Source organism: Bradyrhizobium canariense (genome assembly GCF_019402665.1).
GTDB lineage: Bacteria > Pseudomonadota > Alphaproteobacteria > Rhizobiales > Xanthobacteraceae > Bradyrhizobium > Bradyrhizobium canariense.
In genome coordinates, this window is record NZ_VSST01000049.1 from 88453 (window position 1) to 101694 (window position 13242).

Annotated in this window: 15 protein-coding genes and 1 tRNA gene; 10 read left to right on the forward strand and 6 right to left on the reverse strand. The window is 61.0% G+C overall.

Annotation, left to right across the window (positions count from 1 at the left end; all coding sequences use genetic code 11):
- Window positions 1–636 precede the first annotated feature (636 nt).
- From FXB41_RS25775 to FXB41_RS25795, 5 genes are all read left to right on the forward strand, one after another.
- Window positions 637–1074 carry a phasin gene (locus tag FXB41_RS25775; RefSeq protein WP_219683692.1) on the forward strand — a complete coding sequence of 146 codons (438 nt, stop codon included), beginning with the start codon at window positions 637–639 and terminating at the stop codon, window positions 1072–1074.
- Between the two features lie 194 nt (window positions 1075–1268).
- A tRNA-His gene (locus tag FXB41_RS25780) sits at window positions 1269–1345 on the forward strand.
- A 398-nt stretch (window positions 1346–1743) separates the two neighbouring features.
- Complete coding sequence (locus tag FXB41_RS25785) at window positions 1744–1902, forward strand: hypothetical protein (protein WP_219683694.1); 159 nt, start codon at window positions 1744–1746, stop codon at window positions 1900–1902.
- Window positions 1862–2593 carry a reverse transcriptase domain-containing protein gene (locus tag FXB41_RS25790; RefSeq protein ID WP_219683695.1) on the forward strand — a complete coding sequence of 244 codons (732 nt, stop codon included), beginning with the start codon at window positions 1862–1864 and terminating at the stop codon, window positions 2591–2593. The genes FXB41_RS25785 and FXB41_RS25790 overlap by 41 nt, the downstream gene beginning before the upstream one ends.
- Window positions 2594–3575: 982 nt before the next feature.
- Window positions 3576–4418: a hypothetical protein gene (locus tag FXB41_RS25795; protein WP_219683696.1), complete on the forward strand. Its 843-nt coding sequence runs from the start codon at window positions 3576–3578 to the stop codon at window positions 4416–4418.
- Here FXB41_RS25795 and FXB41_RS25800 read toward each other — a convergent pair.
- A complete protein-coding gene (locus tag FXB41_RS25800; RefSeq protein WP_219683698.1) occupies window positions 4399–5382 on the reverse strand; it encodes a hypothetical protein in 984 nt (327 codons plus the stop codon). The two genes, FXB41_RS25795 and FXB41_RS25800, sit on opposite strands and share 20 nt — an antisense overlap.
- A 447-nt stretch (window positions 5383–5829) precedes the next feature.
- Here FXB41_RS25800 and tenA point away from each other — a divergent pair, with 447 nt between their 5' ends.
- The 3 genes from tenA to FXB41_RS25815 all read left to right on the forward strand — a co-directional run bounded on the left by tenA (window position 5830) and on the right by FXB41_RS25815 (window position 7842).
- Entirely contained in the window at window positions 5830–6504 is a 675-nt protein-coding gene (gene tenA, locus FXB41_RS25805; RefSeq protein WP_219683700.1) for a thiaminase II, read from the forward strand.
- Between the two features lie 129 nt (window positions 6505–6633).
- On the forward strand, window positions 6634–7353 hold the full coding sequence (locus tag FXB41_RS25810; protein WP_219683701.1) for an Xre family toxin-antitoxin system antitoxin: 720 nt from the start codon (window positions 6634–6636) through the stop codon (window positions 7351–7353).
- Window positions 7354–7362: 9 nt separating this feature from the next.
- Window positions 7363–7842 (forward strand): RES family NAD+ phosphorylase, encoded by a 480-nt coding sequence (locus FXB41_RS25815; protein WP_219683703.1) that lies wholly within the window; start codon window positions 7363–7365, stop codon window positions 7840–7842.
- Here FXB41_RS25815 and FXB41_RS25820 read toward each other — a convergent pair.
- From FXB41_RS25820 to FXB41_RS25830, 3 genes are read right to left on the reverse strand one after another with little or no spacing between them, the layout of a single operon-like run.
- Window positions 7835–8779: an AEC family transporter gene (locus FXB41_RS25820; RefSeq protein ID WP_219683705.1), complete on the reverse strand. Its 945-nt coding sequence runs from the start codon at window positions 8777–8779 to the stop codon at window positions 7835–7837. The genes FXB41_RS25815 and FXB41_RS25820 overlap by 8 nt on opposite strands.
- Window positions 8780–8785: 6 nt before the next feature.
- Window positions 8786–9709: an HpcH/HpaI aldolase/citrate lyase family protein gene (locus tag FXB41_RS25825; RefSeq protein WP_219683707.1), complete on the reverse strand. Its 924-nt coding sequence runs from the start codon at window positions 9707–9709 to the stop codon at window positions 8786–8788.
- A gap of 2 nt (window positions 9710–9711) precedes the next feature.
- Window positions 9712–10878, reverse strand: coding sequence for a CaiB/BaiF CoA transferase family protein (locus FXB41_RS25830; RefSeq protein WP_219683709.1), 1167 nt, complete (start codon window positions 10876–10878; stop codon window positions 9712–9714).
- Between the two features lie 324 nt (window positions 10879–11202).
- Here FXB41_RS25830 and FXB41_RS25835 point away from each other — a divergent pair, with 324 nt between their 5' ends.
- On the forward strand, window positions 11203–11565 hold the full coding sequence (locus FXB41_RS25835; protein WP_219683711.1) for a hypothetical protein: 363 nt from the start codon (window positions 11203–11205) through the stop codon (window positions 11563–11565).
- 436 nt (window positions 11566–12001) lie between these two features.
- Window positions 12002–12679 (forward strand): AAA family ATPase, encoded by a 678-nt coding sequence (locus tag FXB41_RS25840; protein WP_007596685.1) that lies wholly within the window; start codon window positions 12002–12004, stop codon window positions 12677–12679.
- A gap of 76 nt (window positions 12680–12755) precedes the next feature.
- On the opposite strand, the gene FXB41_RS25845 is transcribed toward FXB41_RS25840, so the two are convergent.
- Both FXB41_RS25845 and FXB41_RS25850 read right to left on the reverse strand, forming a co-directional pair.
- Window positions 12756–12935 (reverse strand): hypothetical protein, encoded by a 180-nt coding sequence (locus FXB41_RS25845; RefSeq protein ID WP_007596684.1) that lies wholly within the window; start codon window positions 12933–12935, stop codon window positions 12756–12758.
- A 98-nt stretch (window positions 12936–13033) separates the two neighbouring features.
- Window positions 13034–13180: a hypothetical protein gene (locus FXB41_RS25850; protein ID WP_007596683.1), complete on the reverse strand. Its 147-nt coding sequence runs from the start codon at window positions 13178–13180 to the stop codon at window positions 13034–13036.
- Window positions 13181–13242 lie beyond the last annotated feature (62 nt).

Below are 13242 nucleotides of genomic sequence, written 5' to 3' on the forward strand. Positions count from 1 at the left end.
CGGCTTCGCGTCCCGCTTGTGCGCATGGCTGCCGGGAATGGCAGCCTTAAGAAAGGGTTAGTATCGCCCGCAGCCGCGGGCAGGTCCACGTCCCAAGCCTATGCGCCAAGCCCTAAAGCCGCGATAACCTTAATGTCCCCGACCCCGCAAGGCGTGCCAGCGCTGCATCCGCAGGATTCGCGCGTGGCAAATGTCAGTCGCATCAACCCGAACTCGCGCCCCACCCCAACTGCGTTCCCTCCCCCCTTGTGGGGGAGGGCTAGGGAGAGGGGTAAGCCCAGCAAAAGGTCTCAGTCGTTGCCCCGAGGCCCAGAGCGCGACGGACAGAATCCCCGTGTGGCACCCCCCTCCCTGACAAGGGGGGAGGGAACGGAGAGAGCGCTGCTGGCCGTCGCAAACCCCCTCAACCACCGGTTCCCCTGCCCGGGAACCTCATCCTCCCCGAGATTAAATTTTGCAACGCACCCTCCAAACCCATTGCGTTGCACAATGTTGACATTTTAGGCAGCCATGGTCCCCCGCGCTGGGCGAGCCATCATTCGTTTCGTGTTTCCAGTCTTCGCACCCGTCACCCGGTTGGCCGGCGGGCGCGCCTGAAGGCTCACTCCGTTTTTTCATTAGTGTGAGGGACAAACCATGACAGGTACGACTGATCCGTTCTCCGCCTCCGTCATTCCGTTCGAGATGCCGGAGCAGGTGCGTGCGTTCGCCGAAAAGGGCGTATCGCAGGCCCGCGAGAACTACGCCAAGTTCAAGGACGCCGCCGAGACCCACAACGGCACGGTCGAGGCCGTGTTCGCGTCCGCCCACAAGGGCGTGAGCGAATACACCGCCAAGCTGATGGAGTTCGCGAAGGCCAACACCAAGGCCCATCTCGACTTCACCCAGGAGCTGTTCAGCGTGAAGGCGCCGCAGGATGCGTTCGCGCTGTGGACCGGCCATTCCAAGACGCAGCTCGAGACCTTCCAGGCCCAGGCCCGGGAGCTCGCCGAGATCGCCCAGCGCGCGGCCACTGCCGCCGCCGAGCCGATCAAGGCCTCTGCCGCGAAGCTCTACACGCCCCCCGCCGCCTGATTGGGTTGGGACGTCTGAATTAAGAAACCCGGGCCTAGAGCCCGGGTTTTGCTTTGGAAATAACCTCGTTTGCGGGACGTTTTGAGGGGGTTGCGGCCTTGCCAAAAACGCCCGTTGCACCTAGTTTCCGCCCCGTCCAGCCCCCCTCGGTGACCGGCCCTATCAAGGGCGCCCCTCGGGCGGCTCGCAAGGATGCAGTTGTAGCTCAGTTGGTTAGAGCGCCTGTCTGTGGAACAGGAGGTCGGTGGTTCGAGCCCACCCAACTGTACCAGCGCTGCGGATGATTTAGCCCGAACATTAAGGAACGGATTGGTGGCTGCCCGCCTATGGCCGCCGCGCTATCATCGTTTCGCGAACTGCGTATAACTTCTTGCGTTGCGACAGGCTGGATCGGCCCGGCTCTGGGTGGCGTCTCCAACACTCGATTTCCATTCTGAAAAAGAAACATTCGACTTTAAGTCAATACCTCTTGCATACTGGAACCGCATCTCTACGTTGAAATCTCCGCTGGCAATGACCTGGCGACATCGGACGTTTCGTACGTAGTACGTGGCGTTCGGTTCGGACAACTGATGCGACTTGCGAACCATGGCGTATCAGGTGCTTCTCGGTTGACGACTCCATATACTTGGGTCGCGGGTAGCTGGCGGTGAACTATGGAGATGCCGCATGCGCAAATTTTTAGCACGTGTGGCGACCCTTACCCGCAAGATCGCGGAATGGTTGGTGCCGGTCCTGACTGTCATCAAGCTTCTGATCGAAATCGCGGGTAAGGTCGCCAACTGCCATGATCGTCAACTACGAGTTCAAGTATCGGTCGCGCGGTAAGTGGTTCTTCGTTCCGAATGATAAGTGCGAGCGGCGTGGTCGGCGAATGCTTGCTTATTTCAAGCGCCTGACGTTTCCCGAGTACATGTATCACTTCAAGAAAGGTGGCCACGTCGCGGCGTTGCATGCCCACCTCAACAATCATTTCTTCTTCAAAATCGACATCCAGAACTTCTACTATTCTATCGCGCGTATGCGGGTGACGCGCGCGCTCCGCCAGTGGGGTTATCCAGGCGCAAACACCTTCGCCATGTGGTCCTGCGTTCGAAATCCATTGCCCGGACCAAAGCACGCGCTACCGATCGGTTTTGTGCAGTCTCCGCTGCTTGCAAGCCTAGCGCTGATGAAGTCGGAAGTTGCCGACGCAATGGAGCGCGCGAGGGCGAAAGGAGTATGTATCACCGTCTATCTCGACGACTTCATTGGCTCCCATGACGACGAAGTACTGCTGACGGCAGCATATGAGGATATCCGCGATACATGCGTTGCTGCGGGCTTCATTCCAAATCCCGGCAAGCTAGTGTCGCCACAAGTTGCGATAACGGCGTTCAACTGTGATCTTACGAATGGCTCCGCAGAAGTAATGGGGGCTCGGGTCGCAAAGTATTTCGAGAGAGCGGACCGTACACTTCTCTCGGATGTAGGCTTTGACGAGTACCGGAATCTCGTGCGGTCAAAGAACGTGCCTTAAAAGGAAAGGACGCCCTGTTGCCAAGGCCTCCCTTCCGTTCAAAATAATCTAGACAGCAGGCGATCATCGAGGCCAGATGCAGACTGCATCCCACGCCAATACGATACGTCTTACTATTCGGCTGGCGGGCTTCGAAAAAGGCCGCCCTGCCTTACAGGCAGAATCAGGTTATCCTTCAACAGGAAAATAAGCAGTTTAAGCGCGGGTGTCGGTCGGGATGGGGCAGCATCGGCATTTCTAGGTACCTAAACGCAGCACAGCGTGAGGTTCTATTTGCATCCTTACTCTCGGCTCTAACGGGGCTGGCCGTTGCTGTCTTGACTGAATCGCATAGCAAGCCGTTGATCGTAGGGAGCGGAATATTTACAGCGCTTTCTTTGTTTCTATTGCGGCTGCGCTTTCGATTTCTGTATGGCGCTATCGAAGTCGGCTTCGGCTTATATGTTCTGTGGAATGCTGCCGATAAGGGACAAGGAGGTTTCAGCTCAGGTTTTAGCTCGGGGTTCGATACATTCCAAATCTCGGTGGTTTTGATACAGACCTTCGGCGCAATCTACATTCTCGTTCGTGGCCTAGATAATTTGCTACAAGGCCTCCCGGTTGAAACAAGAACTAAGTTTGAAGAACGAGTACGGAAATGGCAGGTGTGATTTAGAGCTTTTCTCTCAGGATTACGGTGGCAGTGCATGAAACTCCCGATCGCACCGGGTGCTCGCTGTCTGCAACGCCTGGTCAATGTCAATTTCGTGCACTGTCTCCGTAACGAAGCGTTGCAGCCACTCGAACGAGTGCTTCCTCGAAAATGGCGTCAATCCGTCCCTGATCGATCACCGGAAAACAGAGGTTGTTATCCTGGCCGAGCCAAAGCTCATAAGAATTCGCGTTCATGGCATAATCGACTTGCGTGGGACATTATGAGGGGCCAACCATTAGGTGTATAATCGTTCGCGCAATTGTAGCGGTACTTAGCGATCAGTCGAAAATGCCCACCCTCTATCTCGATCATAGCATCATCACACACCCCGCTTCATGGACGCCGGTCGATGACGTTCTCACTGCCGGAAAAGTCCAACTGGCGCTGTCCCTTTGGAACTTGTTCGAAATCGGATCGGCTTCCGACAGGGCGCAGCAGGACCAGCGGCTCGCCTTTCTAATGAAGGCCAAGCCACTATGGATCTTGGAGCGCGTGCAGATCGAGCGGCGCGAGGTGAGGGCCTTTCTTTGGAAGCAAAAACTTCAGATCGCGCCGGAGCCAGTTGATGCCTTTCGGCGTCATCTCTCCGAAGTCGAGTCCTTCATGGTTGGCTCGCAAACGCGGATCGGGGTTACCCCGAGGCAGTGGATCGATACCATCGATTTTAAGCGATACGCCCCATCCAAGGAGCTTGCGCCGACTGCGCTGCGTCAGCTTCAAACGCTGGGGCCTAAGAAGGTCGCCGAGCGGCAGGATGAAATCTTTGAGAAATGGATTCACGGCCTGCTTCCGACGAAGTTGCCGGATGGCTCGGCTTGCTCGAAGGCGGAGCTGTTGGCGTTTTCAAAGTTCTGTCTAGACAACCAAGCAGCGTTCTACGCGGCGTGCCCGGCGATGGCCGTCGAGAATGCCCTAACGCGCGCCCGCACTGCTACGGCGTCTCGTATTCCGCAAAATTCTGACGGAATTGATCTCATGCACGCGGTCGTCGCGCTTGCTTATTGCGACTATTTCTTACTGCGAGACGGTTTCGTGTTTCAATGTTGCGAACACGCGCGCAAGGAGTTAGCGGGCAGGCCGCTTGCAGCCGTATTCCGGGACGCTGAGGACCTTAAGAAGGCACTTCCTTAGCCTCGGCGCTCTGATCCGTCGGCGCGCCCTTGTCCTTGGCCTCCGCCGCTAGCTCGTTTATGGGCTTATTCATCACATGCGTAACGCAGGACAAGACGCCTTTTAAGGCCTGGCTCCAAGGCACGCCAACGATTGGAATGATGCCGCCGTGATAGCGGGCCTTCAGGCCGACCATGAAGTCGGTCGTATCGATGATCTGTTCTGGGGTGCAGTTCTCGATCGGGCGCCCTTCGCAAATGCGCTCTAGCCGCTTTTCTTGGATTTTGTCGACCAGTTGAACAAACAGGTGATAGACCCGCGCGGCGTCTTCAGCGATGTCCAGATCTTCAAGGATGATCTGCTGTGTCAGTGCGTCGCCAGCCGTAAGGTCGAGATCGCACGAGTTTGTTGTCGCGGCAAGCTTGGTGCCGAGCTTTGAACCGTGTTCATCGCCATAGATTTCAGCTTGGTTGAAAAGAAAATCATGAACGTCGCTGACGGCATTGGAGGTCTCGGAGAATTTGTATCCGAACGCTCGCACGGAGGCGACCTCGTCGAGCGCATCCACTTCCATCTTCTCAGCCTTGGCTAAAAACCGGATTCCGGAATCAACGACAGCAAGCGCCTCACGAACGCGAGCCGTGGCGACGCCCGGGTCCATCTCGAACTTCTCGTACCGAGAAGATAGCCATTCCTTGTAGTAACCTTCGAGGCTCTTCCAATCGGCGCCGGGCGAAAAGGTCCACGAATTGCCGTCCTGAACGGTCTCGGCGGCGAAGGCATTGGGGAATGCCTTCTGGGCGGTGTCGAATTTCACTTTGTGATTTCGGGGAGGTTCTTGGCCGCTGTGGAACAGGAGCGCCGAGAGCATAGCATCTACCGCCGAATAGCCGTCAGCAATCGCTTGGCGTGGGGTGCCCGCAAAACGCGCGTGGTGCGCGTACTGTTTTGCGAGCGCGAGCTGCAACAAAATGTCCTCGTTCATGGCAGCATTCCGAAGGCAGGAGGGCCTTAAATCCGGCGCCAAGAAAAGGGCAATTTGGGGCGCTCGGTAAGGGGTGCCGTTATTCTACATGGCGCTCCTCGATCAATGCAATTTGTCTTCAAGCTGCGCGAAACTGTTCGGCTGTTTAGCCGCTTTTTATGGGCAGAAAGGTCCATGAATCGTTGCGCAAGCTTGGTACAACAGTCATCGTCGCCGATTCCGCTACCGGGTTACGGACGTCGATGTCAGGCTCTGGCCGCCGAAATCCGCAAGCGCAGCCAGGAATTACGGTGAAAGTGCACTAAACTTCCGGCGCGGGAGCGCCCTATTCCGCAACGTTGCTCAAAGCCAGTTTTGTCCGCAGTCACCGTAGCTCCTCCGCCCGCAATGCGCTATCGGTAGCTTGCCAAAGACATTCATGGACAAGCAGGCCGGGTAGACAAGATCGTGAGTTTCTTCGAGCGTCTCAAGACAGCCGCATCCGTTGAGTGGCGGGCCTACACCGAGCATCCCTTCACGAACGGATTGGCAGACGGCTCGCTCCCCGAGGCGGCGTTTCGTCACTACCTCGTTCAGGACTATTTGTTCCTCATCGAGTTTGCGCGCGCCTACGCGCTCGCGGTCTACAAGTCGCCCAGACTTGCCGACATGCGTGAAGCCGCGGCCGGTCTTTCGGCCATCCTCGATGTCGAGATGAACCTGCATGTGAAGCTCTGTGCCGATTGGGGTCTGTCCTCGACCGACCTTGAGCAGGCCCCTCCGGCGGCCGAGATGCTGGCCTATACACGCTACGTGCTCGACGCGGGAATGCGCGGCGACCTGCTGGCACTCAAGGTGGCGCTTGCCCCCTGCGTGATCGGGTATGCGGAGATCGCCACGCGGCTCGCCTCGCTTCCCCTCGCGGACGCCTCAGCGAACGCCTACCGCGTCTGGATCGCCGAGTACGTCGGCGCGCCGTACCAGGAGGTCGCTGCCAAAGCGCGGGCGCATATGGAGCATCTCGCCGATCTCTACGCCACGCCGGCGCGAGAGGCAGAACTGATTGCGATCTTCAAGGAAGCCACCAGACTCGAGGCAGACTTCTGGGAGATGGCCTGGCGTGAGGGCCAGCGTGTTCAATAGCCCTTTCAGGCATTGTCTGAGCTCCCCGGCATGAGGTCGCGAGAGCACCGCCGCGCTTGAATCCGGCAGCCCATGTGCTTAAATGCCACTTGGCTGTATTTTTTAGGCGTTTGGCATTACGGCGGACCAATGGCAAAGAACGAGCGGACTGGCAAAGGCGTTGGTTCAACTTCCCGCGGGCTTCGTGCCTCCGGCTCGCTGACCAACAAACGGATCAAGACGATCGCGGCGGCAGCCCTGACCCAGCGACCTGACCGCAAGCCATCATCGAAGCCGACGCACAAATCTCCTCCCGACAAATCGCGCGGGGGGGCGGCAATTGAACGCTTGTTCGCCTCCGAGCAGGACCACACCTATCAACCGCAAGCCGGCGCCATTGTCGTGCAGGGGCATTTCGATGCGGTCACGGGGCTCTCCACCGTCACCGACGCGCCTTCGCTCGGGCTGGGCAGGGGCGGGACGGATGAATCGCAGCCGTCGGCCGAGCTGTTCAATGTCGTTATCGACGCCAACAGCCTGTTTCGCATCGAACCTGCCGCGCTCAAGCGCCTCGCCAATTACAGCGACGACGAAATTCACGCGCTTGTCGTGCCGAAGCGCACACTGGCGCGGCGGCTGTCGGAGGGCGAGCCGCTGACGGTCGAGGAGACCGACAAAGCCGTGCGGCTGGCGCGGGTTGACCGATTGGCCGCCAACGTGTTCGGCGAGCCTGCGAAGGCGCACCGCTGGTTGCGCAAGCCCAAGAAGTTGCTTCGCGGGGAAACGCCACTTGCTTACCTCGCGACGGAGGCGGGCGCGCGCGTCGTCGAAGAGATGCTGCACCGGATCGATCACGGCATCCTTGCGTAAGGATTTGCCGTGAGGATCTGGCGGATCTCCAACTTCGACGATCTGTCTGGCGTGGGCGGCCTCAAGGCGGACGGCCGCTGGCATGATCGCGGCCGGCACGCGGTCTACGCAGCGGATCATCCGGCGTCGGCACTGCTCGAAGTGATGGTGCATCTGGAAATCGATTTCGAGGACCTGCCGACGAGCTACCAACTGCTCGGCATCGACGTGCCTGATGACCTCGCCGTCGAGACGGTGAGCCGGGCCGACATCGAGAGTATATCGCCGGATTGGGCTGACGATCCCAGGGTGAGCCGCGACGTGTTGCGGACCTGGTTCACTGAGGTGCGCACGGCGATGGTGTCGGTGCCATCGGTCATCGTGCCATTCGCGCAAAACTACCTCATCAATCCCAGGCACAAGGACGCGGCGCGCATCCGCGTGGCGCATGTCGCGCGCTATCCCCATGACCTCAGGCTGTTCGGCCAATGGCCGGCCAACGCTACCTAACCCCCGCCACCACCCACACCACCACCGGCAACGTCACCGCCGCCAGCAGCGTCCCCAGCGCCACCGCGCCCGACACCGGGTTCACCAGCCGCTGGTACTGCACCGCGAAGATGTACGCGTTCGCGCCGGTCGGCATCGCCGCGAACAGCACGACGACGCCGGCCGCGAGCGGCGGCAGGTCGAGCAGCTTTGCCAGCACGAAGGCGGCCGCCGGCATCGCCAGCAGTTTGAGTGCGCTCATCACGACGACGCTCAACATCTCGCCTTTGACCTCGAACCGGAACAGGTTGATGCCGAGCGCGATCAGCGCCGCCGGCGATCCCGCCTGCGCCAGCAGCTCGACGGTCCGGTCGACGACCGGATGAAGGCCGAGGCCGGTGAGGCGCCAGACGAGGCCGAAGCCGATCGCGAGCATGATCGGGTTACGGGCGAGATCGCGCAGCACCGGCACGATCAGCGACGCCGCCGAGGCGGTCTGCTTGCGGTCCACCAGCTCCATCTGCAGCGTGCCGCAGAGCCAGAGCAGTGGCGTGTTCACCGACAGGATCAGCGCCATCGGGCCCGCCGCCTCGTTGCCCAGCGCCGAGAGCGTCAGGGGAATGCCGAGCATCACGATGTTGCCGTAGACCGAGCCGATCGCGAACACGACGCCGTCCTCGCGGTCCTCGCGCCGTTGCCGCAGCAGCGCTGACAGCGCCAGCGCCGCGATCCAGGTCAGCGCGAGCGCGCCGTAATAGGCGCCCCACATCCGCCACGGGCTGACGCCGGAGAATTCCGAGACGACGATGGTGCGGAACAGCAGGGCGGGAATGGCGATGCTGAAGGCGAATTCGGAGATGCCCTTGTGCGCGGTCTCCGAGACGAAGCGAAACAACACCGCGGCATAGCCGGCCGCGATCAGCGCAAACACCGGCGCGACGATCAGCACTGTGGCCATGCGCGGCTACGACCCCATCTCGATGATCCGGCGCGCCATGCGCACATTGGCATAGTCGATCATCTTGCCGTCGAGCGTCACCGCGCCCTGGCCCTGCGCCTCGGCCTGCTCCATGGCCTCGACGACCCGCCGCGCGTGCGCGAGCTCGGTGTCGGACGGGACGAACGCCCGCAGCGTCGGTTCGATCTGGTCGGGATGGATCACCTGCTTGCCGTCAAAACCCATCGCAGCCGCCTTGAGCGCGCTGCTTTCAGTCAGTCTGGCATCGCGGAACGCGCCGCACGGACCGTCGATGGCGCGCAGGCCGAACGCACGCGCGGCCACCAGCAGGCGCATCATCGGATAGGCGAACAGGTCGAGCGGGGCCGAGGCATAGCCGCTCTGGGCGGAGCCGACGTGGCGATAGCCGTCCGGCGACGCGCCGATTTCCGAAGAACGGGCGCCGATCGAGGCGGCGAAATCGCCGACACCGAGATGAAGGGCGGCGACGCTCTCGTGCGCGGCGGCGAGCGCGTCGACATTGACGAGACCCAGCGCGGTCTCGATCAGCAGTTCGAGCGCGGCCGGGGAAGAGCGGCCGGGCGCGGCCGCGCGCAGCTGATCGGCAATGGCGGCGATGTCGCTCGCGCGCTCCGCCTTCGGCACGATCACCGAATCCAGCCGGGGCAGCGCAGCGAGCATGCTGACTTCCTGCGCGATGAACGGGCTGTCGACGGCGTTGATCCTGACCGCGACGACCTTGTTGCCCCAATCCAGAGAAGATAACGACCCCGCTGCTTCCTCCAGCGCCGCGCTCTTCTCAGACGGCGGCACCGCGTCTTCGAGATCCATGAACACCGCGTCCGCGGCCGAGCCAGCAGCCTTGGCGACGAGACGGGAGCGATGCGCGGGAACGGCCAGATAGACCCGCGTCGGCCGTAGACGGACCATCGTCATGTCTCCTTTGCGAGACCGAGCTCGCTGAGGATGGATTGGTTGTGCTGGCCGACGTCAGGCACCGGATCCATCCTGGGCGACAGGCCGGGAATGGTGAGAGCCGGCAGGAAGCTCATCACCGGGCCGCAACCAGTGCCCACCGTTTGCACCCGGGAGCGGGCGCGGAGCTGCTCGTGCTCCAGGAACGCCTCGACTGAATTCAGATGCGCGTTGGCGATCGAGGCCTCGTCGAGCAGCCGCAGCACCTCGTCACTGGTCATCGCGGCAAAACACTGCTCGATATGGACCTGCAGATCGTCCCTGTTCTGCATGCGCAGCGGATTGGTGCGGAAGCGGGGGTGGTCGGCAAAGGCGGCCTCGCCAAGCACGATGGCGCACAGCGATCGCCATTCCCGGTCGTTCTGGATGCCGAAGAAGATCGTGTTGCCGTCGCCGACGCGGAAAGGGCCATACGGCGCTATCGTTGCGTGCTTGGCCCCGGTTCGCGGCAGCGGCCGGCCTGTACTTGCCGTGTAGAAGGCGGGATAGCTCATCCAGTCCGTGATGGAATCGAACAGCGAGGCCTGGAAGGCGGTGCCCTTGCCGGTGCGCTCGCGGCGATACAGCGCCATCAGCACGCCGTTGAGGATGTACATGCCGGTGGCGATATCGACCACCGAAAGCCCGACCTTGGCGGGCTCCGCCTCGGTGCCGTTGATGGCGAGGACGCCGGCCTCGCACTGCACCAGCAGATCGTAGGCCTTCTTGTCGCTGTAGGGTCCGCCCGCGCCATAGCCCGACACGTCGCAGGCGATAATCCGGGGAAACTTCCGCAGCAGCGATGCGGCATCGAGGCCGAGCCGCTCCGCCGCGCCGGGCGCCAGGTTCTGGATGAAGACGTCGGCCTGCGGCAGCAAGGCGTCGAGCACCTTCTGGCCTTCAGGACTCTTGATGTCGATGGCGAGGCTCTCCTTCGACCTGTTGGTCCAGACGAACTGGCTCGACATCCCGTTCATCACGTGATCGTAGTCGCGGCAGAAATCGCCATCGCCCGGCCGCTCGATCTTGATGACGCGCGCGCCCCAATCCGCAAGATGCCGGCTGGCAAGAGGAGCGGCGATCGCCTGCTCGAGCGAGACCACCGTCACCCCCGACAACGGCAGCTCCGCCTCATTCCGCTCCATGCAATCGTCTCCGCTCCCGCTCACGCTTTTGTCCAGCGCAGGAGACAAGCCGACCACCCCACGCACGTTCTGTGATGATGGCATCATGCTCCTGTTTTGCCCGACGAGTCAAATCTAATTTCGTAAAATCCGCAAAACGCGATCTGCAAAGTTCAATTCCGACAGGGACTTGGCTACTGTGCATGGGGTTGTTTTCGCGGTTTTTGTTTTAGGGGGCGCCCTGTTGCCGAGACCGCACAGGTCCCGGCTTTCGCATCTCGCCTCGGTTGCCAACGAACCGCCGTTCACCCACTATCCGCTCCGACTCGACATTTGGGGGGATCGATGCCGGCGTTCCGTTTCAAGAAATCTTTCGCTGCTGCGGTCACGGGGCTCGCTCTGGCCGTCCTGATCCACCCGAGCGAAGGCTTTGCCTACTCCCAGGAGGAGCAGCAGGCCTGCACCCCCGATGCGATGCGGCTGTGCGGCGAGTTCGTTCCGAACGTCGACGCCATCACCGCCTGCATGATCCAGAAGAAGTCGCAGCTCTCGCCGCAGTGCCGGGTGTTCTTCCGGCCGGGACCGGAGCCGGGCATGGCGGCCGCGCCACGCGCCGGCAAGCCGACCAGCATCGCGCCCAAGAGCTCGACCCGGACGGCGAAGAAGAGCACCAAGCCGGCCAAGAAGAAGAAAGCCAGCGAAGGCTGAACGCGGACACCGCGTTCCCTCTTTGAAACTCGATCATGCCCGGGCCAAAGCGCGCAGTGCGTTTGAAGTCCCGGGCATTTGCGTGTCCGGCCCTCGTTCGCTGTCCCCTTGAGTCAAACTGACCAGGGCATCAGCCCCACACCAGCCACCGGACTCCTTTTGTTCGCCTCCGTGTGCGGACGCTTGCGACAAGGCGGGATGGAAACGGTTAGCGAAGCGGATTGCGCGGCGAGGTTGCATTCCGCTTCGTCCCGCCGCACTGCTCAAAAAACGCACGATTGATGGCGTGAAGCGGTCGTCGCACGCAGTAGTGTGACTCAAAAGCCAACGCGCTTTGTTATTTCATGGCGCCAGCATAACTTATGATAAATTTTTCTTTCCCGAATCACCGCGGTGATTCATTTTCGCCGCCTGGGGTCAATCTGGAGGCAGAGGTATGAACGTTATTGTTTTTGCATCGCGTAAAGGTGGCTCAGGCAAGAGTACGCTGGCCGCGCATCTCGCCGCGCAGATCAAGGCGACCAAGCCGATCCTGCTCGTCGATGCGGATCCGCAAGGCTCGCTCACGCTGTGGCACAAGCTGCGTGGCACCAACGAACCGCCGATCAAGTCCGCGGTGAACTCGGTCAGCGGCATCGTCTCCGCTGCCAAGCGCGACGGTTATGAATGGGTGTTGATCGACACGCCGCCGAACCTCTCGGCCGTCGTCGACGACGCCATCCGCAATGCCACCATGGTGGTGATCCCCGCCCGTCCCGGCGTGTTCGACGTCAACGCGGTGCAGGAAACCATCCAGATGTGCCGTGCGGCGCGCAAACCCTACGCGGTCGTGCTCAACGGTGCGCCGGCGCGCCGCGACGAGTCCGAGAGCCCGATCGTCACCATCGCCCGCGAAGCGCTGGCGAAGTTCCGTGCTCCGGTGTGGGGCGGCCAGATCACCAACCGTTCGGATCTGCTGATGGCGCTGAGCCACGGCGAGGGCGCGCGGGAATATCAGGCCGAGAGCCGTGCGGCGCAGGAAATCGCAAGGCTGTGGGCGGCGATCGAACGTTCGGTAAAGGCTATTCGCGGCACGGCGTCGGCGTCCGGCGCAATGCACAAGCAGGCGGCGTAATTTTCATAAATCATTCCCCGGACGAAAAACGCGCGGACATCCGCGCGTTTTGCGTTTCTGGAGATCGCTGTGGAGGCTATGCCACCATCAGCATGTAGAACACGATCACCGGCGACAAAGTGAGGATCACCGACCAGATGCCGGCGGCCCAGAGAATGTCCTCGGTGGTGAAGCCCTGCTGTCCAGCGTCGTAATGCGACGCCATTTCGTTATGACTATTCACAAACGCCCCCGCGATTTCTTCGCTTATGGGCATGAACGCTACACGGGATGATTTAAAAATCCGGGTCGCAGTTTCGCGCGCTTTCGAACACAGGTGCTACCACGGGTTAACCATCCCGACCTGCGCTTGCATCACGCCAGCCAGACTCGAAACACCAGCACCGGCATCAGGCCGAGCATCACCGCCCAGAAGCCAAACGACGACACCACCAGAATTCCCCGCAAGAAATCGGCCGACGCGAACATGTCTGCCGCCGTCGGGCGGATGCGCTGCCCCATGATCGTTCCCCCATTTGAAAAGACTTTGAATGAAGACGATAGGCGCGTTTGCGTAAACGAGC